The organism is Priestia megaterium (genome assembly GCF_023824195.1).
Taxonomy (GTDB): Bacteria; Bacillota; Bacilli; order Bacillales; family Bacillaceae_H; genus Priestia; species Priestia megaterium_D.
Map to the genome: position 1 here is coordinate 3,325,074 of NZ_CP085442.1, position 26,322 is coordinate 3,351,395.

Annotated in this window: 27 protein-coding genes and 1 pseudogene; 12 read left to right on the forward strand and 16 right to left on the reverse strand. The window is 40.4% G+C overall.

What is annotated here, in order from left to right:
* Positions 1 to 76: 76 nt before the first annotated feature.
* A complete protein-coding gene (locus LIS78_RS17110; RefSeq protein ID WP_209150163.1) occupies positions 77 to 277 on the reverse strand; it encodes a hypothetical protein in 201 nt (66 codons plus the stop codon).
* A 31-nt stretch (positions 278 to 308) separates the two neighbouring features.
* The gene (locus LIS78_RS17115) at positions 309 to 491 is read right to left on the reverse strand and encodes a hypothetical protein (RefSeq protein ID WP_195782575.1); all 183 of its coding nucleotides are present in this window, start codon (positions 489 to 491) and stop codon (positions 309 to 311) included.
* A 221-nt stretch (positions 492 to 712) separates the two neighbouring features.
* Here LIS78_RS17115 and LIS78_RS17120 point away from each other — a divergent pair, with 221 nt between their 5' ends.
* The gene (locus tag LIS78_RS17120; RefSeq protein WP_252284048.1) at positions 713 to 1,051 is read left to right on the forward strand and encodes a hypothetical protein; all 339 of its coding nucleotides are present in this window, start codon (positions 713 to 715) and stop codon (positions 1,049 to 1,051) included.
* 29 nt (positions 1,052 to 1,080) lie between these two features.
* On the opposite strand, the gene LIS78_RS17125 is transcribed toward LIS78_RS17120, so the two are convergent.
* The 3 genes and pseudogenes from LIS78_RS17125 to LIS78_RS17135 form a co-directional block, all read right to left on the reverse strand.
* On the reverse strand, positions 1,081 to 1,599 hold the full coding sequence (locus tag LIS78_RS17125) for a hypothetical protein (RefSeq protein WP_245210607.1): 519 nt from the start codon (positions 1,597 to 1,599) through the stop codon (positions 1,081 to 1,083).
* Between the two features lie 131 nt (positions 1,600 to 1,730).
* A complete protein-coding gene (locus LIS78_RS17130) occupies positions 1,731 to 2,231 on the reverse strand; it encodes a CBO0543 family protein (protein WP_252284049.1) in 501 nt (166 codons plus the stop codon).
* A gap of 214 nt (positions 2,232 to 2,445) precedes the next feature.
* Positions 2,446 to 4,037, reverse strand: a pseudogene (locus LIS78_RS17135) (gamma-glutamyltransferase family protein).
* Between the two features lie 164 nt (positions 4,038 to 4,201).
* On the opposite strand from LIS78_RS17135, the gene LIS78_RS17140 reads away from it, so the two are divergent.
* On the forward strand, positions 4,202 to 5,590 hold the full coding sequence (locus LIS78_RS17140) for an alpha/beta fold hydrolase (RefSeq protein WP_252284050.1): 1,389 nt from the start codon (positions 4,202 to 4,204) through the stop codon (positions 5,588 to 5,590).
* Positions 5,591 to 5,624: 34 nt separating this feature from the next.
* Here LIS78_RS17140 and LIS78_RS17145 read toward each other — a convergent pair whose 3' ends face one another.
* Together LIS78_RS17145 and LIS78_RS17150 are read right to left on the reverse strand one after the other, a co-directional pair.
* Entirely contained in the window at positions 5,625 to 5,954 is a 330-nt protein-coding gene (locus LIS78_RS17145) for a 4Fe-4S dicluster domain-containing protein (protein ID WP_195782569.1), read from the reverse strand.
* Positions 5,954 to 7,552, reverse strand: a complete 1,599-nt coding sequence (locus LIS78_RS17150) for an FAD-dependent oxidoreductase (RefSeq protein WP_252284051.1) — start codon at positions 7,550 to 7,552, stop codon at positions 5,954 to 5,956. Before LIS78_RS17150 ends, LIS78_RS17145 begins: the two co-directional genes overlap by 1 nt.
* A 493-nt stretch (positions 7,553 to 8,045) precedes the next feature.
* Here LIS78_RS17150 and LIS78_RS17155 point away from each other — a divergent pair, with 493 nt between their 5' ends.
* Positions 8,046 to 9,476: an MFS transporter gene (locus LIS78_RS17155; RefSeq protein WP_252284052.1), complete on the forward strand. Its 1,431-nt coding sequence runs from the start codon at positions 8,046 to 8,048 to the stop codon at positions 9,474 to 9,476.
* 98 nt (positions 9,477 to 9,574) lie between these two features.
* Here LIS78_RS17155 and LIS78_RS17160 read toward each other — a convergent pair whose 3' ends face one another.
* On the reverse strand, positions 9,575 to 10,117 hold the full coding sequence (locus LIS78_RS17160) for a GNAT family N-acetyltransferase (RefSeq protein WP_252284053.1): 543 nt from the start codon (positions 10,115 to 10,117) through the stop codon (positions 9,575 to 9,577).
* Between the two features lie 93 nt (positions 10,118 to 10,210).
* On the opposite strand from LIS78_RS17160, the gene LIS78_RS17165 reads away from it, so the two are divergent.
* Positions 10,211 to 10,684 (forward strand): hypothetical protein, encoded by a 474-nt coding sequence (locus LIS78_RS17165; RefSeq protein ID WP_252284054.1) that lies wholly within the window; start codon positions 10,211 to 10,213, stop codon positions 10,682 to 10,684.
* A gap of 197 nt (positions 10,685 to 10,881) precedes the next feature.
* On the forward strand, positions 10,882 to 11,070 hold the full coding sequence (locus LIS78_RS17170; RefSeq protein ID WP_195782565.1) for a hypothetical protein: 189 nt from the start codon (positions 10,882 to 10,884) through the stop codon (positions 11,068 to 11,070).
* Between the two features lie 21 nt (positions 11,071 to 11,091).
* Here the strand turns inward: LIS78_RS17170 and LIS78_RS17175 are convergent, their stop codons facing one another.
* Together LIS78_RS17175 and LIS78_RS17180 are read right to left on the reverse strand one after the other, a co-directional pair.
* Positions 11,092 to 12,276, reverse strand: a complete 1,185-nt coding sequence (locus LIS78_RS17175; protein WP_252284055.1) for a M20 family metallopeptidase — start codon at positions 12,274 to 12,276, stop codon at positions 11,092 to 11,094.
* A complete protein-coding gene (locus LIS78_RS17180; protein WP_252284056.1) occupies positions 12,254 to 13,606 on the reverse strand; it encodes an LLM class flavin-dependent oxidoreductase in 1,353 nt (450 codons plus the stop codon). The genes LIS78_RS17175 and LIS78_RS17180 overlap by 23 nt, the downstream gene beginning before the upstream one ends.
* Before the next feature lie 446 nt (positions 13,607 to 14,052).
* Between LIS78_RS17180 and sfnG the strand changes: the two genes are divergently transcribed.
* Positions 14,053 to 15,126, forward strand: a complete 1,074-nt coding sequence (gene sfnG / locus LIS78_RS17185; RefSeq protein WP_252284057.1) for a dimethylsulfone monooxygenase SfnG — start codon at positions 14,053 to 14,055, stop codon at positions 15,124 to 15,126.
* Positions 15,127 to 15,168: 42 nt separating this feature from the next.
* Positions 15,169 to 16,389 carry an acyl-CoA dehydrogenase family protein gene (locus tag LIS78_RS17190; RefSeq protein WP_252284058.1) on the forward strand — a complete coding sequence of 407 codons (1,221 nt, stop codon included), beginning with the start codon at positions 15,169 to 15,171 and terminating at the stop codon, positions 16,387 to 16,389.
* Positions 16,390 to 16,435: 46 nt separating this feature from the next.
* Here LIS78_RS17190 and LIS78_RS17195 read toward each other — a convergent pair whose 3' ends face one another.
* On the reverse strand, positions 16,436 to 17,350 hold the full coding sequence (locus LIS78_RS17195) for an NAD(P)-dependent alcohol dehydrogenase (RefSeq protein ID WP_252284059.1): 915 nt from the start codon (positions 17,348 to 17,350) through the stop codon (positions 16,436 to 16,438).
* 170 nt (positions 17,351 to 17,520) lie between these two features.
* Here LIS78_RS17195 and LIS78_RS17200 point away from each other — a divergent pair, with 170 nt between their 5' ends.
* The 4 genes from LIS78_RS17200 to LIS78_RS17215 all read left to right on the forward strand — a co-directional run bounded on the left by LIS78_RS17200 (position 17,521) and on the right by LIS78_RS17215 (position 22,005).
* On the forward strand, positions 17,521 to 18,213 hold the full coding sequence (locus tag LIS78_RS17200) for a response regulator transcription factor (RefSeq protein ID WP_252285353.1): 693 nt from the start codon (positions 17,521 to 17,523) through the stop codon (positions 18,211 to 18,213).
* A complete protein-coding gene (locus tag LIS78_RS17205) occupies positions 18,206 to 19,210 on the forward strand; it encodes a sensor histidine kinase (protein WP_252284060.1) in 1,005 nt (334 codons plus the stop codon). Before LIS78_RS17200 ends, LIS78_RS17205 begins: the two co-directional genes overlap by 8 nt.
* Positions 19,211 to 19,310: 100 nt before the next feature.
* A complete protein-coding gene (locus tag LIS78_RS17210) occupies positions 19,311 to 20,072 on the forward strand; it encodes an ABC transporter ATP-binding protein (protein ID WP_195782558.1) in 762 nt (253 codons plus the stop codon).
* Entirely contained in the window at positions 20,062 to 22,005 is a 1,944-nt protein-coding gene (locus LIS78_RS17215; protein WP_252284061.1) for an FtsX-like permease family protein, read from the forward strand. Before LIS78_RS17210 ends, LIS78_RS17215 begins: the two co-directional genes overlap by 11 nt.
* A 48-nt stretch (positions 22,006 to 22,053) precedes the next feature.
* Here LIS78_RS17215 and LIS78_RS17220 read toward each other — a convergent pair whose 3' ends face one another.
* From LIS78_RS17220 to LIS78_RS17230, 3 genes are all read right to left on the reverse strand, one after another.
* Positions 22,054 to 22,668, reverse strand: coding sequence for a GNAT family N-acetyltransferase (locus tag LIS78_RS17220; RefSeq protein ID WP_195782556.1), 615 nt, complete (start codon positions 22,666 to 22,668; stop codon positions 22,054 to 22,056).
* 118 nt (positions 22,669 to 22,786) lie between these two features.
* Complete coding sequence (locus LIS78_RS17225; protein ID WP_252284062.1) at positions 22,787 to 23,377, reverse strand: dienelactone hydrolase family protein; 591 nt, start codon at positions 23,375 to 23,377, stop codon at positions 22,787 to 22,789.
* 5 nt (positions 23,378 to 23,382) lie between these two features.
* Complete coding sequence (locus tag LIS78_RS17230; protein WP_129710624.1) at positions 23,383 to 24,585, reverse strand: aminotransferase-like domain-containing protein; 1,203 nt, start codon at positions 24,583 to 24,585, stop codon at positions 23,383 to 23,385.
* 438 nt (positions 24,586 to 25,023) lie between these two features.
* Here LIS78_RS17230 and LIS78_RS17235 point away from each other — a divergent pair, with 438 nt between their 5' ends.
* Entirely contained in the window at positions 25,024 to 25,200 is a 177-nt protein-coding gene (locus LIS78_RS17235) for a hypothetical protein (protein WP_165592324.1), read from the forward strand.
* 40 nt (positions 25,201 to 25,240) lie between these two features.
* On the opposite strand, the gene LIS78_RS17240 is transcribed toward LIS78_RS17235, so the two are convergent.
* Together LIS78_RS17240 and LIS78_RS17245 are read right to left on the reverse strand one after the other, a co-directional pair.
* On the reverse strand, positions 25,241 to 26,017 hold the full coding sequence (locus tag LIS78_RS17240) for a sulfite exporter TauE/SafE family protein (RefSeq protein WP_252284063.1): 777 nt from the start codon (positions 26,015 to 26,017) through the stop codon (positions 25,241 to 25,243).
* A 70-nt stretch (positions 26,018 to 26,087) separates the two neighbouring features.
* A complete protein-coding gene (locus LIS78_RS17245; RefSeq protein ID WP_195782552.1) occupies positions 26,088 to 26,312 on the reverse strand; it encodes a sulfurtransferase TusA family protein in 225 nt (74 codons plus the stop codon).
* Positions 26,313 to 26,322: the final 10 nt, after the last annotated feature.

The following is a 26,322-nucleotide window of genomic DNA, read 5'->3' on the forward strand; positions in this document are numbered from 1 at the left end:
CAGCAGCTCGTAAACGATAGCACGTTCACGAGATTACGTTTTTTTATCTGTTCTATACTGTCACAGTTTTATAGAATTAACAAGCTTTTCTATTTCCTTGCTGCTGATGTTTTCTTTTCCAAATAAGTGAGCCGATAAACAGAACAAAACCCGCACCAAAAGCGAGAAGCTGATCTAAATAAAGGTCACCCGTTTTTACATACCGAATAATAAATATCCCCCCAAACATGAGCATCAGCATACATGAAAACCGAATGAGGTATGAATTGATTTCCATTTTTCATTCCTCCTTTTTGTAAGACTTTTTGTTACGAAAAAAACACAAACCATATGCCGAATGTAACCGCGTATAGCGGCAAAATGACGGCTAGTTTTTGCTTCCAACCTTTAAAAAAGGAAGAATTACGAGGTGCAAACCAAAGCTCTAACGTACTGTATAACAGGAGTGCTCCCGCTGCTAGTATCGCAATCACAGTCTCTCCTAAGTCCATACATACTCCTCACTTTCATTCTACGCACTTGAAGCTAAGCGCAGCGTATATGGTGGGTATCATCCTTATAAACAAGCTTATAATCGTGATACGTACGGGTTTTGAATACTCTTTCCATAAATACATTTATTACCGTTATATCATAATAAAAGCATTTTTGAGATTTTTTATACACGTTAATTATTAATGAAAAGTAGACACAGAGAAAAAAGGGGGATTTTTTGAAGAGAACTCAGCTTATTTTTGTTATTACACTGCTTATTGAAGCTGGATTAACCTATGGGTGCTCATCATTTTTGTCTATTCGATTTATTGAGCTTATGTTTTTTAGCGGACTTTTGTTTTCAGTTTTGGCTTTTTGGTTTTCAAGCAGCGGAAGCAACAGCGCTTATTCTCACTATAAAACTCATTCCATGAGGTTAATGTCTGGAGCCAATATTGAACATAATCCGTTTCGTTTGCGCTGGACGGCTTATTTTCTTGCTTCTTTAAGCTTTACGGGAGTGAGTCTGATTTTTTTCATTCTGTTGCTGACGGACGTTATTCCTCCAGTAAGCTAAAAAACCTGCTCTTCACAGAGAGCAGGAACTTACGAGAACAGCTTGAGAAGCAGGCATTTTCGCTTTACTTTATTCGCAACAGCTTGAGTCACATGATCTTTTAAAGGCCGAGTCAATATTCGTTTCAGCGGATGTTTTAGCATCCGTTTGCTCACGGGAACTTTAAAGATAATGCTGAGAACCACTGTTGCTAAAACTGAGAGCAGTAAGACCGCAAAAGGCTTTTTTTGAAACCATCTCGAGAAGATAAGCATCATTATATAAATAAGTGCTGACCACCCTAAATGCCAGCCGTGCCTAAAGGTAATGGCTTTGCACCTGAGTCCAACCCATTCTACAAATGAAGCTGTACATACCCATTTTGCGATATATTTCACCTGTTTGACGAGTGTGGGCGGATACGTAGCTAAAAACGACCAAATCATAAGAGGAGTAATGAAGATAAGGTGCAGCACGCGCAGTCCTTTTAGTGAAATATGGGAAGATTTAAAATCCCAGAGCAATTTATCGTTACAGAGAAAGTAATAAAGAATATTAAAAAAACTCACGTATAATCCCCCAGCATAAAGCTCGTGAATTTTTTTCCAGGTTTTCTTTTGGATATTTTGAAAAATCAGCCATAGAAGGATAGAAATATGCACCTTTGTTCACCTCTCTAACATCGTTTTTAGAACCTCTGTTATTGTATTTTCAGTTCTTCCTGCTTCTTTTCAATTTTTCGAATCCGTCCAATCAGCATTCGGTTAAGATAAGATTTTAACGTCACGCTAAAAAAGGTGTGATACCACATCCAGCCAGTTTTCCATTCAATAAGCTTGGTCCGTTTTTCAGCCCATAATTCAATAAAAAACATCGGTATTGTAAAGAGCATAATTTTGTATAGAACTTTTAATCCTTTATCATAGTAGGTGACTTGGTTAATCATTACAGATATTGTCGGATAAAGTAAAAAATCAAATAACACATTGATTCTAAACTGCTTTTTCAGCAAACGGGTTGGATATCGAATAAGGCCGTGAGTAATAATAAATTTATCAATAATACCATTCGTTAACGCGTTAAATACATAGGCTAGCAGCCAGTCTTTAATGGGTGGTTTTCTAAATAAAAAAGGAAGCATGCCAAGTCCGATAATCAGCATTACACGTAAAAAATTCACTTCAAACTTTTTATTTCTCATAACCTTTTCGCTCCTTTCACCAAGTATTGTTAGCATACCTTCATGTCGATTGGCAGCTTGAGACGGCTGTTCTAATCACGCTCTCTTACGCACGTACATATTTGTTTTAGTTTTAAGTTCTTTGAAGAGATTTATACATGTGGTTGAGACATGAAAAAAGCCCAACTCTAATTGGTACGGGCTTCTTCCTCCACCTATTTTGTTTTTTAAATCGTTACCATCCAGCTACAAATCCATCCGTTCGTGATTCACTTCCTCCGCATAGCACGCCGCTTTCAGGATCTCTCCAAATAATCTGTCCGCGCCCAAATGCCATAGAATCCACGGCTACTTCAATTTTATGTCCTTTTCGTTCAAGCGCTTGTGCTACGTGGGATGGAAAAGCCGGCTCAGCAAGCACCGTTTTATCTTTTTTCCACTGCCATCTTGGGGCGTCTAAAGCAGCCTGAGGATGAAGATGAAAGTCAATCGTATTCATGACAACTTGCATATGTCCCTGCGGCTGCATAAAACCTCCCATCACGCCAAATAGTCCTACGGGTGCATTATTTTTGGTGAGAAAGCCTGGAATAATGGTATGAAACGTTTTTTTATTAGGAGCAAGACAGTTATCGTGATTAGGATCCATTGAAAAATTGTGACCGCGGTTTTGTAGGGCAATTCCCGTTTCTGGCACGACAATTCCAGAACCGAAGCCCATATAATTACTTTGAATAAATGAAACCATGTTTCCTTCTTCATCAGCAGTTGCTACATACACCGTTCCGCTTCAGGCTGAAGGGCATGTTCTTCTATAAGACTGCGGCGATAGCTTGCATATGTATCAGACAGCAGCTCACTAACAGACACGCTCATTTTTGCTTCTTCCGTAATGTATTTTTCTCCATCCGCAAACGCAAGCTTTATCGCTTCTATTTGTTTATGATACGTATCCACGGCATCTTTTTCTTGAAACTCAAATCCTTTAACGATATTTAATGCCATTAACGCAATAAGCCCTTGACCGTTCGGAGGAATTTCCCATACATCATATCCACGGTAGTGAGCGGAAATCGGGTTCACCCACTCAGGCTCATAAGCAGCCAAATCTTCCTTGGATAAAAAGCCGCTATATTTTTTGCTGAATGCATCAATACGCTCCGCAAGCTCACCTTTATAAAACGCTTCTGCATCTGTTTCGCCAATGAGCTGAAGCGTACGAGCATGATGGATGGATGACCACATTTCTCCTGCTTTTGGTGCTTGTCCACTTGGCGCAAACGTTTGAAACCATGACTCAAATTCTTCGCTTGTATGTACTCGTTTGAACGTATCGTACGCTTGTTTCCATTGTTTCGCGAGAGTAGGCGCTAGCGGAAACCCTTCCTTGGCATATTGAATAGCAGGCTGCAGCACTTGAGAAAGAGGCAGTTTGCCAAATCGCCTCGATAAAGCAGCCCATGCAGCCGGAGCCCCGGGAACCGTAACGGGAATCATTCCGTACTTAGGAATATCCTTGTATCCTTTTTCCTTTAGTGCATCAATAGAAATAGACTGGGGAGAAGATCCGCTAGCGTTCAGTCCGTACAGCTGATCATTGGTCCAAACAATCGCAAACGCATCTCCTCCAATTCCATTTGACGCAGGCTCTAATATGGTAAGGCTCGCTGCTGTCGCGATTGCTGCATCAATTGCATTGCCGCCTTTTTTTAAAATATCAAGGCCTGCCTGCGCTGCAAGCGGCTGAGATGTAGATACCATTCCTTTTTTTGCATAAACGGGAACTCGGTAAGATGGATATGGATGATAATGCGGATCATAGGTCATAAAAGCGCGTCCTTTTTCAAATATTTAAATTTTCTAAATAATACAACTTCTTTATTTTACCATATTCATAACGCATCGGCTTTTTTTATCTTAGAATGACATGACTCCTTTTACCTAAAATTGGTATACTGATAGAGTACAAGAATTTCTAAGGAGGATGATGTATGAAAAAAGTAAAAGCTGCCCTTCCACTCGCTGTTTCTTTAGCACTCGGGCTTCAAGTACTCCCTATGTCCACTTCAACTGTTCAAGCTGAAGCAGCGGCAAATGCTGCTCATCACCCAGCAAAAGTTGAAGTCAAACGAGCAAACGCATTTTTAACGAATATGGCGAAAGGCAAAGCAAAAGAAGCTAAGCGCTACTTCTCCCGCAGCCTGCAGTCAAAAGTGAGTGAAGACAACCTAAAATTATGGTGGTCAGCTCTAACGGCTCAATTTGGTTCTGTAAAAAAGATTGGTACATCTGTACAAGATGAAGTTAATACCGTTCATCGAAATATAGAAATTCCAATTGAATTTGAACACGTATCAGCTACTTTAACCGTTCGCTTTAGTCAAAATCGTCAAATTGATGATTGGCGAATCGTACCGGAGGAGCGCCAGTTTTCGTTTTCCACACCACCTTATGACACCCCTAAGAACTACAGTGAAAAACAGCTTTCAATCGGCAAAGCACCTTACGAACTTCCAGCAACGCTCACTCTTCCCACACGTTCAAAACATCAAAATGTACCCGTTGTCATTTTAGTTCACGGATCAGGGCCTTCTGATCAAGATGAAACGTTTATGAGCTTAAAGCCGTTTCGAGATCTGGCTTCAGGACTGGCTTCTCAAGGAATCGCCGTTTTACGCTACAACAAGCGTACATACGAACATACAGCTAAAATGTCCTTTGAAAGTAAGATAAGCGTCGACGATGAAACAACGGATGATGCCGTACTCGCAGTCAAAGCAATGGCGAAACAAAAAGGCATCGACAGCCGCAATATTTTTATACTGGGACACAGTCAAGGCGGCATGATGATGCCCAGAATTTTAAATCAAACGCCGGATAAAAGCGTGCGAGGATCTGTTTTACTTGCTGCACCGAGCCGCACACTTCCAGAGTTAATGCTTGAACAATTTGCCTATCTTGTATCGCTGAATCAGCTTCCGAAAGAGCAGCTTGCTTTTTTCCAGCAGCAGTTTGCCATTTTACAAGACCCAAGCTTTTCGCCAGTTCAGCCGCCAAAAGAATTCCTGCTTGGCACTCCTTATTTTTGGTATGACTTAGCTCACTGGCACCCTGCAGAAGTCGCAAAATCTCAGGACACGCCGCTGCTTCTTTTACAAGGAGCGCGTGATTATCAAGTAACGACCGAAGATTTTGAAGACTGGAAACAAAGCTTATCTCAGCGTTCCAACACTTCTTTTAAGCTTTACCCAAAGCTCAACCACTTTTTCACAGAAGGAACCGGTGAAAAAAGCACGCCGGCTGAGTATGCTATTTCAGCCAACATTCCTTCTTATGTCATTGATGATATTGTGAAATGGGTTCGCGAAACGCAAAAGTAAAGAAAAAAGAGCGGCTTTGTCCGCTCTTTTTTGTCTATTTCCTGTTTAAGATGATATGCGACTGATCGGAAGAAGCGGTGGATTTTCTTCCTTTCCCCCAGCCTACAGCTTCTCGGTAACTTCCGAGCAGGTGCTGATTCATTACATGCTGTTCATCTACTTCCACAGTTTGTTCAACTAAAGGCGTCACATATAAAGCATCTACCGGACAGTACAGTTCACACATAAAGCAAGTTTGACAATCGGATTGACGAGCTATGGAAGGAGCACCTCCCATTCGAGAGCGGTCAAAGACATTGGTTGGACAAACGGATACACAAAGATTGCAGTTAATACATCGGTCTTCACTAAGAAGCTCGATCATTAAATAACCCCCTTTACGTGATTAGAAGACTTTGTACCTAAGGGTCTCGCCCAGACTTCCTGCACGCCTCCGCTTAGAATACGGTAGTGTTGCTTGGAATCCATAAACGGAAAATCGTCACGCCGGTGCATTCCTCGCGTTTCTTTTCTTTCTATTGCACTTGTATACATCCATCGCGCCGTTGCCGTCATGGCCGCAAGCTCTCGATTTCTCACGATGTTTCTTTCTTTATCATAAACTCCATTATTCAACTCATTCCACACGTCATTTAACCTCATGAGGGAACCTTGCAGTCTTACTTCTGAACGGAACCAGTTTCGATCATATGGAAAGACCTCGCGCTGAACCGATGCTATCATTTCCTTCGTATCTGCTGCATCAGAAGAAGCTACTGACTTTGTGATTCCTGACGCTTCCGATAAGCCTTTTGCATGTCGATTTGCGGCATTTTTTCCTTGCTTAACAGCAAATGCTGCCGCTGCTTTTCCTGACCAGCAGCCTGAAGAGATAGCCCACGCTGCATTATGGCTACCTCCTCCCGTAAACCCTCCGCAGATTAATTCGCGCGTTGCCGCATCTCCGGCTGCATATAAACCTGGAATGTCGGTTCTGCACGTTTCGTCTGTAATGTGAATACCTCCTGTTCCTCTAACGGTTCCTTCAAAACGCAAGGTGATTGGAAACATTTGAGTAAAGGGATTTATATGAAGACGATCAAATGATAAAAAGAAATTTGGCTGTGATAAGCGCATGGCTTTTTGAATACTTTCATCCGCTTTGTCAAGCTTTGCATAAACGGGCTGGGTCATTAACGTTCTGGCAATAATTGAACGCCCTTTATGAGAACCGGCTCCTTCAATCACTGTACCGTCTTCATAATAAAATGTAGCCCATTTATAAAATGCAGATTTTGTGATTGGAGAAAAAGCTGGCGAAATCGAATAAGCATTTGAAAACTCCATGCCGGAAAGCGCCGCACCTGCTTCTGTAGCTAATAAGTAACCGTCTCCTGTTAAAACATTTGTACCGAGTGCCCCGCTCAGAAATGCACAGCCTCCCGTTGCAATCACAACTGCAGCAGCCTCCACTCTCCATGTTTCTTTCGTTTGATTGTTGATTCCGCAAGCACCCTCTACACCGTGTTCATCTGCAAGAAGCTCCAATGCAGGGCTGTGATCTAAAATCTGAACGTCTGCTTTTTGAAGCTGACGCCGCATTAACCTCATATATTCAGGCCCTTGAAGCGTCGTTCGCTGAGAAATTCCTTTTTCATCTACTGGAAACGGATAGCCAAAATGAGCTAATTCATTTACTTGTTCAAACGTACAATCAAGCACTCGCTTCATCCAACTTCTTTCGGCTAAATATCCCCCCAGCTCTTCCCTGCTTTTCATCGCGGTCATCTGTTCATCAGAAGTAGGCTTTACATACCAAACTCCTGTACCAGAAGGCGCAGTTGCTCCGCTCGTTCCGCAATATCCTTTATCAACAAGTACAGCTTTTGCACCTTCTTTAACTGCTTGCAAAGCTGCCCATGCACCAGCAGGGCCTCCTCCAATAATTAATACATCTGTATGAAAATGAAAGTCGGCAGTCATATACGGATCCCCCTCTTAAAATGTTTGCGCTCTCAAAAACCTTATTAAGAAAAACCTTACTTATTACCCACTCGACTCTTTTGCTCATCGCTAACTCTATACCAACTAATCTGTTCCAGAATCCAACTCTTCCATAACACCCATTTAATATAAAAAAGAGACCAGTCCATTTGTTTCACCACAATGGTCTGGCCTCCAGTTGCCTAGTAGGCGCGTTTTTCCGTACAGCATCATAAATACCAAGTAATTCACTTTGTTTAATTATATATTAAAAGTTTATGCTATGATTGTCAATAATTATGTTATTCTTAGAATTTATTTGAATCGTTCGTATCTCTTATTGACAACTCTATGAATTTTTTGGTAAATTAATCTCACTAAACATATAGGATTTAAAAATACCTACCAGACAACTGGAGGCTCTCATTCTTTTTAAAAGAATGAGAGCCTTTTTGTTTCCTAAGTTATATGTAATACGATAAGGAGGTCAAGTATGGCGAGTGCTCAACCACACATAATTCAATCGCGTCAAGACATTATCAACTTTGTTAATTCAAATCCAGTTACCTCTAAAAGCTGGAAAATCATTTTAGTAGCGTTAGGCGGCATTTTTGTCGATGCCTATGACTTTACCAGTCTCGGAATTGGAGCTGATCAGTTAAAGGAACAATTTAAGCTTTCTCCTGCCGGCCTTGGAAGTCTTACAGCTATTATGGCCCTTGGCGCTTTGTTAGGAGCTACTGTAGGAGGATACTACACCGACAAATTCGGCCGCAACAAAATGTTTTTAATCGATTTATTTTTTATGGTGTTCTCCGCTCTTGGCGCTGCTTTAGCAACTGATTTAGTTTGGTTATTTATCTTTCGATTTTTAATGGGTGTAGGCGTAGGACTAGATGTTCCGGTAGCGCTCAGCTTTATTGCCGAGTTTAGTAATTTAAAGAAAAAAGGCCAATACGTGAACTTGTGGTGTCCACTGTGGTACGTGGCCGCAACTGTTACTGGACTTGTTGTTCTTCCTTTTTATCTGCTGGGGCAGCACGAAGATATTTGGCGCTGGTCGGTAGGATTTGGAGCAGTTGCTGCACTAATCGTGTTAATTTTGCGCTACCGTTATATGGATGAAAGCCCGATGTGGGCCGCTCATCACCTTCCGCTTAAAGAAGCTGTCAAGGTGTTAGAGAAAACCTATGACATACAAGTCACGGTAGCTAAAAATGCAAAAGAAGAACCTTTATCCCGTTCAAAAAAACTGTCTTATAAAGCTATTTTCCAAGGGAAATATCGGGCTCGGACATTTTTAGCTTCCATCATTACGGCCACTCAAAGTATGCAGTACTTTGCCGTTGGTTTCTATATCCCAACCATTTCCACGCTTATTTTTGGCAAAGGAATGATTTATGCAATTATCGGTACTCTTTTCTTTAATTTATTTGGGATTATTGGCGGCTTTACACAATCGCGACTAACTGAACAAGTCGGCATAAGAAAACTTGCGATTACAGGCTATACCATTTGTTCTTTAAGCTTAGTCCTGATGGGGCTCACAGGCGATACTCATTTTATTGCGCTGCCAATTTTATTTATTGCTTTATTTATTTTTGGTCAATCTTTTGGCCCCGGAGCGCAAGGGATGACGATGGCCACTCTTTCTTACCCGACTGAACTGCGAGGGCTGGGCTCCGGATGGGGGCAAGGAACAACGCGTATCGGCAGTATTTTAGGTTTTTACTTATTCCCGGTTGTACTTTCAATTGGCGGGATCTATACGACGTTTCTCGTCCTTACAATCGTTCCCGTTATTGGGCTGATCGCAACGGTTCTTATTAAGTGGGAGCCTATTGGCACGGATGTCGAAAAAGAAGAAGAACAAGGATTTGAAAGCAATAAAAGCTTTAGTAAAAAAAGTGAGGTTTATCACTAACTATCATTCTAGTAAAACAGGCGAAACGCAAAACACCTTCAAGGCTAGTATGCTTGAAGGTGTTTTTTTAGGTCGATAAAATACATACTCGTAAATGGCTATGCAAAGCGCCCCATCACTACTGTGTTATAGAACTTGCCGTCAGACAGCAGCTTGTCATTTTTTAATACTCCTTCTATTTCAAACCCGAACTTTGTATATAAATCAATCGCTTTTTTATTGGTCTCTAGCACATTCAGCGTCATTTTCTTCATGCCCGCGCTATCTACCCACAGTAAGGATTGCTGTAAAAGCTCTTTGCCAATTCCGTATCCCCAACATTCTTTTGCGACGCACACACCAAACTCTACTTTATGAGCAAATCGTTTCAACTCGTTTCCTTCGCACCTTGAAAATCCGACAATTTCATTATGTACAACCGCTACTAAAAATAAGTTTCGTTTACTTTCCGTGTCACGACTAATAAGCTCTTCAAAGTCCCCTTTATTCATATACCCTTCTCCTGACTCACGATCTAAGTTTTCCGTTTCTCCGTCTAGCTGAACTCTGAGGTGAGACAATTCATCTGCATCGCTAGTGTCAGCTGGGCGAATGATGTATTGAAGTCCTTTTACCTTGTAAATCTGCTGGTTGATGACCATCGTATACCTCCAAACGTCTTTGTTTCATTAAATCTATCAATTAGATGTAATTTCTTTTAATATAAATATTATACATACAGAGATGAAAGAGAGTTGAACAAATTGCTCTGGTTACTGCTTTCGATCCTATACGGTATTTACAAGTTCTATAAATCAAGGAGACCGCTAACGAAGTTTGACCATTTTTATGAGAAAGCGTTTGAGCTAGAAGAAAAAAAGCGATATGAAGATGCTCTTGATATACGCAACCAAGGGATCGAACTCCATACCCTTACCGATTTAGAACGAGCTGATTTACATTTAGCAAATGGGCGTATGCTTTTAAAACTAAAGCAATACGAAAAAGCAACAAAACACTACGATGCATCATTTAAGCTAGCAAAATACGAAAAATTTCCCTACTCAGAAGGATTTGACGAAGTCATTGAAGCCTACTTGTATGCAGGACGTAAAGAAGATGCGCTGATAATCACCAATGACATGTTAAAACGGCAAAGCTATGATCAAAAATTTAAAAAGCTAGAGCCTTTAAAAGAAAAGCTTCTTTCACTCAAAGACTCATGGTAAAATTAAACAAATGAAAGCGTGTTATTAAGAGCGACTGAGGTGAACGTAATGGTCATAACCGTTATTGTAGGAGTGTTGGGTTTGATTGGTTTAATTGCAGCAGGATTTGCGACTAATTATAAGGATACGAAGTAAGATGTCGTAAAGAAGAGAGGCTAGGACAAACGCAGGTTTCACGTATGTAGTAGCTTCTAGCTGTGGTTGGAGGGCGAGACGAAGACTCCTGCGGGGAAACCGGAATAGGTGAGACCCCGCAGAAGCGTATGCGACGAGGAGGCTCACCGGCCGCCCGCGGAAAGCGAAGTCTTGCACGGAAATCAACCGCGGTGTCACAAGCGATCCATACGAGCTCCTTTGTCCCTTTTTCCGCCTTTAGATTGGGGTGATTTTATGTCTGAATCTCTTTTTTAACGAGCCAACAGCTTTTCTGCGACGCGCAAAAACATCTTTATTCCGACTTCAAGCGAGGCTTCATCTACCGTAAACTTCGGATGATGATGAGGGTATACGATGCCCTGTTCTTCATTTCGCGCTCCAATGTTAAAAAATGCTCCTTCCGTTTCCTGCAGGTAAGCTGAAAAATCTTCTCCACCCATTTTAGGGGACAGCGTTTTAACCCGTTCTTTTCCATATTCTTCGATAGCTGTTTCTTCAATTAAACGCGTAATTTCTTCAGAGTTAATGACGGGATGATACCCATTTTCATATGTGAAGGTGTACTCTGCACCGTAGGCTTCGGTTAGTCCTTTTACAATCCGGTCAATTTGTGCCGGAACTTTTTTTCGCAGAGCCGCGTCAAAGCTGCGAACGGTACCGTTAAGCTCCACTTTATCAGGAAGTACGTTGTGCGTAGTTCCTCCGTGGAATTGTGTAACTGATACGACTAATTTATCGATTGGATTCGTCGTTCTTGAAACAATCGTTTGGAGATTCGTCACAATTTGCGCTCCTACAACAATGGCATCAACTGCTTCATGAGGCGCTGCAGCGTGCCCTCCTTTTCCTTTAATCGATATGTTAAACGTATCAGGTGAAGCCATCATAGGACCTGCAAGCACGCCGATTTCTCCGACGGGAAGACCAGAATTCAAATGCGTACCAATTACATAATCCACACCTTCCATTACGCCTTCTTTGACAAGCTCCTGCGCTCCCCCGGGCAGCAGCTCTTCTGCGTGTTGAAAAATCAAGCGAATTTCTCCTTTAAATTCATTTCCTAATTGAGAAAGAACAGAGGCTACTCCTAGCAAAATAGCCGTGTGACCGTCATGCCCGCATGCATGCATCACGCCTTTAGTATCCGAAGCAAATGCAAACGTGTTTTCTTCTTCAATCGGCAGCGCGTCCATATCCGCTCGGATCGCAACCACTTTTCCCTGCTCTTTTCCTATTAATCTAGCCACCACGCTTGTTGGTGTAGGACGAGTAATGATAAAGCTTCCAAACGAACGAAGCGTATCTTCAACAAACTGAGACGTTCGGTGTTCTTGAAACGATAATTCAGGATAGCGATGAAAATGTCTTCTCCACTCAATTACCTGCTTTTTTAAGCTTTCTGTGACGCTGTATTCACTGATTAATTTGACTGTCATACACATACCCCTCCTTTGTTTGACTATATCGATTGGCTGGAACGGAAAGGTTCAAATTTCCGCGCAGCGTACTGCTTTTATACGAAGTGTCGTAAAGCCCACGCTCTTGTAAAATAGGCACCACTTTTTCCACAAACTGATGAAACGTATCGCTCATAAACGGGCGAAGCACAAATCCATCCGCTGCTTCTTGCTCATGCCATTTTTGCATTTCATCCGCTACGTGCTCCGGGGTTCCTGAAAACGGCGAACGAGGCAAAATTGTTTCAAGTGCCGCTTCTCTTAACGTTAACTTCCTAGCTGCTGCCGCTTGTTTAATTTTATTTGTAGTGCTTTGAAACGCATTTGCTCCTATATCCCCTAACTCTGGAAACGGTGCGTCTACGTCAAATTGATGAAAATCATAATCATCAAAAAAACGGGCTAAATATGTAATGGCATGATCGATTGGAATTAAAGCGGCAAGCTCTTGATATCTTCTTTCTACATCTTCCTCGCTATCTCCTATAATTAAATCAATACTTGGAAAAATGAGAAGTTCTTCAGGGGTTCTGCCGTGATCTCTTGCTCTATTTTTCATATCTTGATAGGATGCCTGCGCTTCTTCTAGTGTATGTGCATTGGTGTAAATCGCATCCGCATTTTCTGCGCCAAATCCTCTTCCTCTTTCTGATGAACCCGCTTGAAACACAACCGGATGTCCCTGCTTTGAACGAGCAATATTTAACGGCCCTTGAACTTGAAAGTGCTTGCCTTTAAATCCAAGAGTATGCATTTTCTTTGGATCAAAAAACTGACCGGTTTCTTTTTGATAGGTAAAAGCATCATCTTCCCACGAATCCCACAGCCCTTTTACTACGTCGAGATGCTCTTTTGCAATTTCGTATCGTTCGCTGTGAAGAGGAAGATATCCTCTGCTGTGATTGCGCGCTGCCCCTTCTTGTGGAGAAGTGACTAAGTTCCATCCCGCTCGCCCGCCGCTGATATGATCAAGAGACATCAGCTGACGAGCGATGGTAAAAGGCTCACTGAAACTTGTTGAAACCGTCCCAACTAAACCGATGTGATTCGTAGAAGCAGCAATAGCTGACAGTAGCGTAATGGGCTCAAAACGATTTAAAAAGTGAGGAATGGACTTTTCTGATATTGCTAACCCATCCGCAATAAAGACAAAGCTGAACAGTCCTTTTTCCAATATACGCGCTTGCCTCTTGTAAAACTCAATATTAATGCTCGCATCAGGCTCTACGTCCGGATGTCTCCATCCATCCGTCGTATTTCCAAGTCCTTTAATATTTGCTCCTAGCATTAGCTTTCTTTTTTTACTCAACGTATACTTCCTCCTTTTTACGACAAATAAAAAAGAGATGCTTTGATTGTTCAAAGCATCTCCAGTCGTCTGGTCGATTATTTTTAAACGGCTATTTATTTAGAGAAAATAGCTGTTGACCTCTCATTTATTTAGCATATTTGAATAGTATACTCACTATTCCTATAAGTCAAGTTTGTTTTTAGTTAAAATAGATGATCTCTTACTTCTTTAGTTAAACTTAATTACGATTTCATTCTTTTTAAATTTCTTAAAACTCACTTTGACTATCGGAATAACCGGTGATATAACTATATGTACATTCAGCATCCGTACCGCCTGTCAGGCTACTGAAGGCTCTTATCTTCTCTTCAACTTGAAGCGAGATAAGAGCCTTTGGCATTTAAGGAGATGAATGTTTTACCCAGCTCATTTATTTTCACTACTTAACTAAGGAGGCGTTACATATGAGTTTGCAATTTGCTTATTGGGCCCCGAACGTAAGCGGAGGCCTTGTCATTTCCAACATTCCTCAAAAAACAGAGTGGTCATTTGAGGCAAACAGCCGGTATGCGCAAATTGCCGAGCAGGTGGGCTTTGATTATGTTCTCTTGCAAACTAGATTTTTTGCAAGCTATGGAGCTGAAAATCAACTAGAAGCTGCGACTCTCGCTTCTGCTCTGGCCGCCACTACTAAAAAAATCAACATTATTACAGCGGTTCTTCCGGGGTTATGGCATCCCGGCGTATTTGCTAAAATCATTTCGACTATTGATCATATCAGCAGCGGACGCGTCTCTGTGAACGTTGTAAGCGGCTGGTTTAAAGGCGAATTTAACGGCTACGGCGAACCATGGCTAGATCATGATGAGCGCTACCGCCGTTCTGAAGAATTTATTAACGTGCTTCGAGAACTATGGAAAAACGAAACGACTACGTTCAAAGGAGACTTTTACCGATTAAATGACGCACCGTTAAAACCAAAGCCTCTTCAGCCGCCAAAAGTATTTCAAGGAGGAAATTCTAAAGCCGCCCGTGAAATGGCAGGCCGAGTATCAGACGTTTATTTCATGAACGGCAACTCGATTGAAAACTTAAAAAACCAAATTGAAGACGTAAAAGCAAACGCAAACGGCCGGGATATTCAATTTGGCGTAAACGGATTTGTCATTGTCCGTGAAACAGAAGAAGAAGCAAAACAAGTGCTAAAAGAAATTGTTCTACAAGCAGATAAAGAAGCCGTTGAAGGGTTTGAAAGTCAAGTGAAATTTGCAGGCAAAGCTTCTCCTCAAGGTGAAGGCATGTGGGCAAACTCTTCATTTGAAAACTTAGTTCAGTATAATGACGGCTTCCGAACTGGCCTTATCGGCACAGCCGAACAAGTCGCCAATCAAATTATCGAACTGAAAAAAATTGGTGTGGATATTATTTTGACAGGCTTTTTACATTATGAAGAAGAAATCAAAACGTTTGGCGAAACCATTATTCCGCTCGTAAGACAAAAAGAACAGGAACTAAAAGAAAAAGCGGGCGCGTTGTAAATAGTTTATCACAATGAACATTAAAATCTTTGGAGGTATGTTATGTCAGTCGAAATTTCTGCACGTCCTGTATACAATCAATCTACGCGCGCTTATTACGCGTCCATCCGCGAGAAAATTGCGTCTCTCGTAGATGAAGTCATTCGGCCTAATGCAGCCCGTACAGATGAAGAAGGAGCTTTTCCACGAGAAAATTTAGAAGCGCTTATTAAAGCAGGCTGGGGAAACATTCTTGTACCAAAGGCATACAGCGGCTTAGAGCTTGATCACGTGGCTTTTGCAATTGTGGCTGAAGAAATTGCAAAAGCTTGTGCTTCCACTGCTTTAGTTTACGTGATGCATGTCGGAGCGGTTCAAACTATTACGCTGTACGGAAACGATGATCAAAAAAAACGCTGGTTACAACCAATTGACCAAGGGCTGATTGGTACGTATTCTACAAGTGAAAAAGCCTCAGGAGGACATTGGTGGTACAACTTCAGTCAAGCACAGCGAAATGGCGAAGATTATGTAGTTAATGCTGACAAATCATTTACTACAAGCGCCGGGCAAGCTGATTTTTATGTGGTCCAAACACGCAGTCCTGAAGCACAAGAAGCAACGGATATTAGCTTTTTTATTGTAGACGGAACATCAGACGGCATTACTGCAAGTCCATGGGAAGCGCTGGGCGTTCGCGGTAATCACAGCGGTCCCATTTCTTATAAAAATGTACACGTGCCAAAACAAGACCTTCTAGGCAGTGAAGAAACAGGGAAAGAAATCGTCTTAAACGGCGTTTCCCCTATTTATTTAATTGGCCTTGGTTCTGCTTGGCTTGGAGTAGCGGAACATGCGCTAGAGCTTGCGGTTAACCATGCAACGCGAACGATTCACCGCGATTTTAATAACCAGCTTAGCGACTATCAAGTCATTCGCCAGCAGATTGCTGAAGCAAAAGTCCTCATTGAAAGCACAAAACCATGGCAAATTGACTTGGCAGAACAGCTTGATATTTTACAAGCTGAACAAAAAGCACAAGGTGTTCTTACCCTCCCGCTGACTGAATTTAAAGTGCACGCTTCAGAAGTAGCCAACAAAGCAACGCGAATTGCATTGGATGTAAGCGGCGGATACGGCTATAAAAAAGGCCGTATTGAACGTTTGTTCCGAGATGCCAGAGCGGGCATTGCTATGGGCCCTTCTAATAATATTGCCAGAGAATGGATCGGAAAGAACCTTGTAGGGCTTCCGCTTGAACTTTGGATTAAAGGCGGAGAGTAAAGTTTAATATCGTAAAAAAGAGGATCTTTTATAGAGATTCTCTTTTTTACTTTTTTAACGTAACGACTACGCTCCCTATTTTATGTCCGGCTTCTACATACTCATGAGCTTTTGGAATTTGTTCTAAAGAGTAGCATCTATCAATCACTGATTTAATCTGCCCTTCTTCCATCAACTTTTTAAGAAGTAATAAATCTTTCGTCTGCACTTTGGCAATTCCTTGCCCTTCGACCGAAACAAAGCGTCCATTTAAGGCTAACGCTTCCTTGCACTGATTTTTTGTGATTTTCCCAACGGCATCAAAGATAAGATCGTATCTTTCTTCTTTTTCAGTAAAATCTTCGTTTTGGTAGTCGATGACGCGGTCTGCTCCTAAAGACTTTACTAGTTCACTATTTTTAGCACTGCACACGCCTGTCACTTCAGCTCCGTAATAGTTAGCAAGCTGTACAGCGGCAGTTCCTACAGCACCTGAAGCACCGTAGATAAGCACTTTTTGCCCGGCTTGAATGTTTCCTTTTCTAAAAAAATGCAGAGCCGTCGTGCCACCGAAAGAAATAGAGGCGGCTTCTTCATAGGTTACATTCTCTGGCTTTACGGCTATTGTCCCCTTTTCTGGTAAGCAGATATATTCCGCATATCCTCCGAACTTCATACCTGTCATTGCAAACAGCTGGTCGCCTTTTTTGAACCGCGTTACGTTCTTTCCCACTTCCTCTACTTCTCCGGCCAGCTCTACGCCTAGTATTGATTTTCTAGGCTTCCGTAATCCCAAAACTATTCGCATTGGAAGCCACAATAGCAGTGGACTATTAAAGCTCCTCACTCTGCAGTCGCCCGATGTGACCGTGGCGGCATGAATTTTTATCAGTATTTCATTCTCTTTTGGAATAGGCTTTTCCACTTCTTGAAGCTGAAGAACATCTGGTTTACCATACTTTGTACATACCATTGCTTTCATAACAGCTCTCCTTTTTTCACTAGAGTTCAATATATGTTTATAAACTATGCTCGTCGAAAGCTATTCTTTCACATTTTAAAAAGAACGCCGGTGAATCTACTGTCACATATGGTAAATAAAAGGATATTACTATAAAATAAGTATAAAAACAGAAAGCGTGGTACGTGTTATTGTTTAAACTTCTTTTAATTGAAGATGATGTAACGCTGTTTAATGAACTGAAAGAGCGGTTGGAGCAGTGGTCTTATGATGTCTATGGAATTCATGATTTCAGCAACGTGATGCAGGAGTTCAGCGAGGTAAAACCTGATTTGGTTATTATGGATATTCAACTCCCGAAGTATGACGGATTTCACTGGTGCAGAATGATTCGCTCTCACTCAAAAATTCCTATTATCTTTCTATCTTCACGAGATCATCCCTCGGATATGGTGATGTCTATGCAATTTGGAGCTGACGACTTTGTGCAAAAGCCGTTTCATTTTGATGTGCTTGTAGCAAAAATACAGGCTCTTCTTCGCCGCGTGTATAATTACAGCGTTGAACAAGTAAGTCTTCTTTCATGGCAAGGAGCAACGATTGATTACGAAAAAAATAAAGTATCAAACAAATCTAAAACTATTGATTTAACCAAAAATGAAATCTTTATTTTAAAATGCTTAATACATAAAAAGAATACGATTGTAAGCCGAGATGAACTGATTAATAGCCTATGGGAAGATAAACGTTTTATTAGTGATAATACGCTGACTGTAAACGTCAATCGCCTGCGAAAAAAGTTAGATGAAATTGGACTAGGAACGTTTATTGAAACAAAAGTTGGTCAAGGCTATGTAGCCATTGAAGAGGAACGCTATGATTAAACTTTTTATTCGCGAGCGCTTAAGCTGGATCCTTTTCTTTTTTATCATACATCTTTTTATGCTTTTTGTTGCTTATATTGATGAATCTATTCCGCTTTCTTCGATTCTCTATATCGTGTTTTTATCATCGATTACTTTTCTTATTTTTTGCGTATTCCGCTATCAGAAAGAAACGAAGTTTTATCAAGGGCTAAAAGATGAAGACGACTTCTTTGATTCTTCTACTCTTTCTCATCCGCTGCGTCCGTTTGAAAAGGTTGTTCAGCGAAACCTACTGCATCAATTAGAACAAGCGAAAAAAGGTGCGGTGCAAACTCAGCTGCACGTGACGCAGGAAAAAGATGAGCTGTTAGCTTGGATTCACGAAATTAAAACGCCATTAACTGCCATGCATTTAATGATTGAACGCTTAGAAAATCAAGAGGTTAAAGCAAACTTGACGTTCGAATGGCTTCGTATTCACTTTTTACTTGATCAACAGCTGCATCAAAAGCGCATTTTCTTTATCGAAAATGATATGTATATTGAACATCTGGATTTAGAGTCCCTTATTTTCACTGAGATCAAAACGCTGCAAGCTTGGTGTATGAGAAAAAATATTGGATTTGATTTGGACTTACAGGCAGAACGTGTACTGAGTGACGCAAAGTGGCTGGCATTTATTATGAGGCAGCTCTTAACAAACGCCGTTAAGTACAGCGAAGAATCTGACGTGATGATTAGAAGCTACGAGCATAATGGTCAAGTGTATATCGAGGTAAAAGATAGCGGGCGGGGAATTTCTCCACAAGATATGCCGCGCATTTTTGAGAAAGGTTTTACCTCAACTACGCAGCATGAAGACAGCCGTGCCACTGGCATGGGTCTATATCTAGCTCAAAAAGCTGCCCACGCTCTTTCGATTCACATTGGCGTGCAGTCAGTTCTTAACCAAGGCACGACGTTTACGCTTGCCTTTCCTAAATCAAATGATTTTGTTGATATGAAAAGCATGTGACAAAAATGTCACATGCTTTCGTCATTTGTTCGGTGAATCAAAGGAAAACAACAAGCCCTTTTTTTATAATAAACGTATCGAATCAAAGGAGTGAATACATATGAACGTATTAGAAGCTACTAATATTCATAAAAGTTACGGAAATAAGTTTAACAGACAAGAAGTATTAAAAGGTGTAGATATTACCATTATGAAAGGAGAATTTGTAGGAATTATGGGCGCTTCAGGCTCAGGTAAAACGACGCTTCTGAATGTCCTTTCCTCTATTGATAAGATCAACGGCGGAATGATTAAAATTGAAGGAAATGAAATTAGCAGAATGAAAGAAAAGCAATTAGCAAACTTTCGAAAAACCCATCTAGGCTTTATTTTTCAAGACTATAACTTGCTCGACACGCTTACAGTAAAAGAAAATATCCTCTTGCCGCTTTCTGTTGCGAAAACCCCTTCAGCAGTAGCTCACAAAAAATTTGATGCGCTAGCTAAACAGCTCGGCATCTATGAGCTAAAAGATAAATACCCAAACGAAATTTCGGGCGGACAAAAGCAGCGCACCTCTGCTGCAAGAGCCTTTATTCATGAGCCAAGCATGATTTTTGCTGACGAACCAACGGGTGCACTTGACTCAAAAGCGGCCAGCGATTTGTTAAACAAACTGACCGAGCTTAATGATAAAAGAAGCGCAACGATTGTGATGGTAACGCATGATCCAGTGGCAGCCAGCTATTGCAGCAAAGTCATTTTTATAAAAGACGGACAAATTTATACGCAGCTGTATAAAGGCGACCAAACGCGAAAAGACTTTTTTGAAGATATTATGAAAACGCAAGGCGTACTAGGCGGAGTTCAAGATGAATATTAATCAGCTCGTCTTCCGCAACTTCAAAAAGAATGTAAAAAACTATTATTTGTACGTTTTTGCACTGATTTTCAGCGCAGCTTTATATTTTGCTTTCGTAACGCTTCAGTACGATCCTGCTCTTGATGCAACCAAAGGTTCGATTAAAGGAGGCGCAGCAGTTCGAGCGGCTTCCGTTTTACTTGTAGCCATTGTCTCTATCTTTCTTTTATATGCAAATACCATTTTTATCAAACGACGCAGCAAAGAAATTGGCTTATTTCAGCTAATTGGCATGACCAAAACAAAAATTTTCCGTATTTTGACGGCTGAAAATTTTATGCTGTACTTTAGCTCGCTGATTGTCGGCATTTTAATTGGATTTTCGTTTTCTAAAGTAATTATTATGATTTTATTTAAAATCACCGATACAAAAGGCATTGCCAAGCTTCACTTTTCAGAAGAAGCCTTGATTCAAACGCTGATTGTGTTTGGAGTCATCTATTTGCTAATTATGACGATGAACTATCTTTTTATTAAAAGACAGACCATTTTAGCACTATTCCGCGTTACTTCATCAACAGAAGGCAAAACAAAAAAAATCAGTATACTTGAAATTATTATTGGAATTCTTGGCATGATCTTTATTGCTTCCGGCTACTATATTTCTGCTAAATTGTTTGACGGTTCTTTTACAAGCATGAATGCTTTGTCAATCGCAATGGTGTCTATTTTAGCTTCAGTTATCCTCGGAACCTATTTGTTTTATAAAGGCTCGGTTCGATTTTTATTAAATCTTATGCGAAAAAGCAAAAAAGGCTATTTGTCGATTAACGACGTATTATCTCTTTCTTCCATTATGTTTCGGATGAAATCAAACGCATTATTGCTGACGGTTATTACAACCGTATCGGCTCTTGCTATTGGTCTGTTGTGCTTGAGCTACATCTCTTATTACTCTGCTGAAAAGTCAGCCGAAGATTATGTCCCTAACGATTTTGCTATCAATAATTCAAAAGACGCTGCTTCGTTTAAAGCCGCGCTGAATGAAAAGAAAATAGCATATACGGAAAAAAAGATCGACGTCATCCAAGTAAAAGCAAACGTAAAAAACATCTTAGAAAATAATTTGGAAGGCCCAATGGTAGACTCGTCCGCTATGATTTTTTCGGTTGTGAGTGAAAAATCTGTTAGTGGTGTAAATGTAGCTCAAAATGAAACTTTGTTTACCGGCTATAATGATATGCTTCAACGAGTAAATTCATTTAAAGATTCCGGAGAAATTGAGCTAAAAGGAAAGAAAGAAGTCATTCCGCAAAAGTATATAGGTTTAAATCGAAAATTTCTCTTATCTACCTATTTTACGAGCGGTATGCCTACTGTGATTGTAGACGATTCCGTGTTTAATGAACTGGAAAAAGACGCGGATCCTTCTATTCAAAAAGAATCTTCTGTGTACACAGGGATAGACATATCACAAGAAAATGACTTACCAAAAGCAAATGAGATTTTCAAAGAAGTGAAATTGGGCAATCATACCTTCAATGACTCGCGTATCGAAACGGTAAAAAGCCAAAAGCAGACTATGGGTCTAATTATGTTCATTGTCGCTTTTCTTGGACTAGCCTTTTTAATCACATCAGGGTGCATTCTATACTTTAAGCAAATGAATGAAAGTGAAGATGAAAAGCCAAACTATACGATTCTTAGAAAATTAGGCTTTACCGAAAAAGACTTACTAACTGGCATAATAATTAAGCAGCTTTTTAACTTCGGCATTCCGTTAATCGTAGGCTTGCTTCACAGCTATTTTGCCGTCCAATCCGGCTGGTTCTGGTTTGGAACCGAGCTTTGGACACCTATAATTATCGTCATGATTGTCTATACCGCCCTCTACTCTATTTTTGGTATTCTGTCTGTTCTTTACTACAAAAAAATTATTAAAGCGGCTCTCTAAAGATAAAAAGCACAGGCTAAGCTTGTGCTTTTTCTTGTTTACATGCAATTAATTACTTACATTCTCTTTGTTTACCTTACTGGCTGCGTGCAAAAATTCTTCTAATCGCTTTTTTACCGCCGGCCATTCGTCATCAATAATACTGAAGATAACCGAATCTCGGACGTATCCTTCAGGTAAAACCATGTGTTTTCTGATAATGCCTTCTTGAGTGGCCCCTAACCTCATAATGGCCGCTCTGGACCGTTTGTTTTGCACATCCGTTTTAAATTGAACTCTATGAAGCTTCAGCTCTTCAAAACAGTATTTTAATAATAAATACTTACACTCCGTATTGACCCGGGTGCGCCACACGGATGGATGGTACCACGTCCACCCTATTTCTAGGCTTTTGTTTGGAAGTGATATATCTAAAAATCTCGTGCTTCCTACAATGGAGTTTGATTCTACGTCAAACACAGCATAAGGAAATTCTCTTCCTTCTTGCTTTGCTGTTAAAGCACTTTCGATCAGCTGTTTCATATCACTTAGACTATGAACTTTTACGGGGAGATGCTCCCAAATCTCTTTCGGTTTTGCAGCTTCATAGAGTCCTTGCTCATGCATTTTTTCAAGCGGCACTAGCTTTACCGCTGTTCCTACAAGCTCACCTGACTTTAGCATAACCTCGCTCCTTTTCGATACGTCTAAAGAAAATGTTAATACATGTATACGTACTGAAAAAGGGTCAGTTTCTGCTTATTGTAAGGTATCACTTTCAGCATATATAGCTAGTGATCAGCTAAGTTTTTTTGAGAAAATCACTTATTGTTTGGAAGGCTTGGTCTGCTGATTCTTTATTAAAGGTTTGTGAAAAAGGATTCATAAAACCATGAAATCCATAAAACTTTTTGATTTCCAAAAGCGGCTCTCTTTTTTGCTCTAATGAATTTATTAAAGAGTCTACATCAAATGTTTGCTCTTCAGCAGGAAAAATAAGAAGAGTCGGGCAAACAGGGCTTCTATTTACATAATCTCTAATACGCGATCCGTAACAGCCAATCACAAAGTTACACAAATTGTTTTCACTGCATAGCCACGACATTGTTGCTCCTACACTGAAGCCTATAACTCCTACTTCTTCATATTCTTGTTTTAGTTGAATTAACATGTTATTAATTTGTCTTGAACCCTCATCAATACCAATGTTTTGAACAAAGTTTTGATAAGCCATTCCTTCTTCTTCATAACTATAAGGAACGTCTTTAGATAATAAGTTAGGACAGATAATATCTGCCTCTAACTTAGACAATTTCTCTTTCATAAACTTCATATGATCGTTCACACCGTATATTTCATGAATCAATAAAATCGCTTTATTTGATTTTTTCATTCCTTTTATAAAACAGTCGTTTCCCTTGTCAATTCACGATGCAATACGTCTCCCATGCGCTTCATGCCTTCAACGATTTGTTCAGCAGACATATTAGAATAATTCAAGCGCAGCGCGTTGTTTCTTGTGCCGTTTGGAAAGAATGGTGTTCCCGGAACACAGGCTACGTTATTTTTTAGACATTCTGAAAAGATATGCGCCGAATCGATTCCTTGGGGCAGTTCCACCCAAATAAACAATCCGCCTTCTGGCTTACTGTAAGACAAATTCTCCGGGAAAAATTCTTCGATGCACGATAACATTTGGGTACATCGCTCTTTGTATACGGCTTTAATTTTTTGAATGTGCTCTTCGATATCATAAAGCTCCATGTACTTAGCCGTTACGCGCTGAGCAAAGCTGTCCGTATGCAAGTCAGCCACTTGCTTAAACGCCACATACTTATCAATAAAAGCTTCATCTGCACACACCCAGCCGATTCGAAGGCCTGGTGCAAAGATTTTAGAGAATGTGCTGATGTAAATAACTCTGCCTTCTGTATCAAAATGCTTAACCGGCGGCAGCGTTTCTCCTGCAAATCGAACGCCTCCGTACGGATTATCTTCTACAATCAGCACATCGTATGCGTTCGCAAGTTCGATCATTCGCTGACGTCTTTCCCGCGTTAATGTGCGCCCTGTAGGGTTTTGAAAATCTGGGATTGTATAGATAAATTTCGCATGCGGATTTTCCTGAAGTTTTTTCTCTAGCTCTTCCATAATCATTCCGTCTTCGTCCATATCTACTTCTACAAACGTTGCATTGTAAGATTTGAAAACGTTGATGGCTGCTAGATACGTTGGACTTTCACAGATTACCACGTCTCCGTCATTAAGAAACAGTCTTCCGGTAAGATCGATTGCCTGCTGAGATCCGGACGTAATTAAAATATTCGAAACAGTGGATTCGATGCCGATATGCTGCATTCGTTTAGAAATCGCTTCTCTTAAAGGAATATACCCTTCTGTTGTACTGTATTGAAGCGAAGCCGCTCCGTCTTCATTTAATACGGCGCGGCACGCATCGTTCATTGCTTCAACGGGAAATAGCTCCGGTGCGGGAAGTCCTCCTGCAAACGAAATGACTTCTGGTCGTTCCGTTACTTTTAAGATTTCACGCGTTTCAGAGGATTTTACAAGACTAGCTCGTTGGGCAAATTTATCTTTCATTGATGATCATTCCTTTTCTAGATTTTAACTTTTAATAACAGATTAATTATTCGAATAGTCAGAAAAATCAAAGCGGAAGCCTTGGAAGATGCCTTTTTAATAGACAACTAGCATCTGCTTGCTCTCTGACTCTTCATTTCTTCTTGATGTCACGTTCTCCTTTCGGTACATATTTTTCTCATTCACTATTTGTAATACAAATCAAAGGTCGTACGATAATTATGGCCTTGTATTTAATGTATGTTAAAAAGGATAACATAAAAATCAAATAAATAAACAATAAATTCTACAAATTCTTAATTTTTTATACAAATATATTTATCTCAGTAAATTATTTTGTAAGATTCCTTTCCTTTTCATTGACCTTCCGTATAAAACCCTTTATAATCCTTATTAACTCGATAAGATTTAAAGGTTTTAATACAGGAGTGATAAAAAGTGAAATGGCTTCATTTGCTGTTTAATGAACGATGCCCTAAATGCAAGCAAGTGTTAAATACATCAAAATCCAATGCGCTTCGCTCTACTGTTGTGAAAGTATGTCCGTCTAACCACTATCAAAAAGAATTTCATCCTGCGCTTGAAACGTTTGTGGAAAGTGATGAAGTACTATAAAAAAAGCTAAAGCTATGGGAATCCATAGCTTTAGCTTTTTTTATAGCAGCCCCCACCAAATCTTAATTGCCGTTGCTAAAATTAAACCGGCAAGGATCCACTGAAGCACTTTTGTATTCATTTTCTGCCCCACTTTTGCACCGATTGGAGAGGCAATTAGGCTTGCAGCAACTAAAATAAGTGCAGGTATAAATGGGACTTGATGCGTTATCAGCTTTCCAACCGTCGAACCAATGGAAGAAATAAAGGTAACGGCTAGTGAAGTTGCGATGGTAATTCGAGTTGGGATTTTAAGCACCACGAGCATCACAGGAACTAAAATAAAGGCTCCTCCTGCTCCTAACACGCCTGCTACGGCTCCGATAAGCAGTGATAAAATAGAAGCTAATCCTTTATTGAATTGAAGTTCGCCTTCTTCTATCTCATCTAAATTTTTCTTTGGAATAAACATCATAATAACCGCAATAAGAGCTAAAACTCCATATACAACATTTAATCCTTGTTCACTCATATAATGTGAGCTGTAGCTTCCAAGCATGCTGCCAATTAGAATATTGCTGCCCATATATAAAATTAATGATTTGTTTAAAAATCCGCTTTTTCGATACGCCCATACGCCGCCTATTGTCGCAAAGAATACTTGAACAGCTCCTGCACCTGAGACTTGATGAACCGTTACTGCTCCTACTCCTACTAATGGAGGAATATATAACAGCATCGGATAATTAATAACAGACCCGCCAATACCTACCATACCGGAAATAAACGACCCAATAAATCCAATAAGAAAAAGCGTGATGATAAATGTAAGATCCATCTATAGTCGCTCCGTTTCATATAAGGAAAGGGTACCTTTTACAAGAGATACCCTTTTCGTCCATTATTTCTTATCCTTTTTTAATCCAAAACTTAAAAACGTCGCCTTCTTCTGTATGAAGAAGCTCGTGACCGCCAGATTTTGCCCAGGCTGCAAGATCGGTTTTTGCCCCTTTATCCGTTGCATGAATTTCTAACACTTGACCTGCTTCAAGCTCATTCATTGCTTTTTTCGTTTTAACAATCGGCATTGGACATGCCAGCCCTTTTGCATCTAGTACTTTAGTTGATTCCATTTCTCTCTCT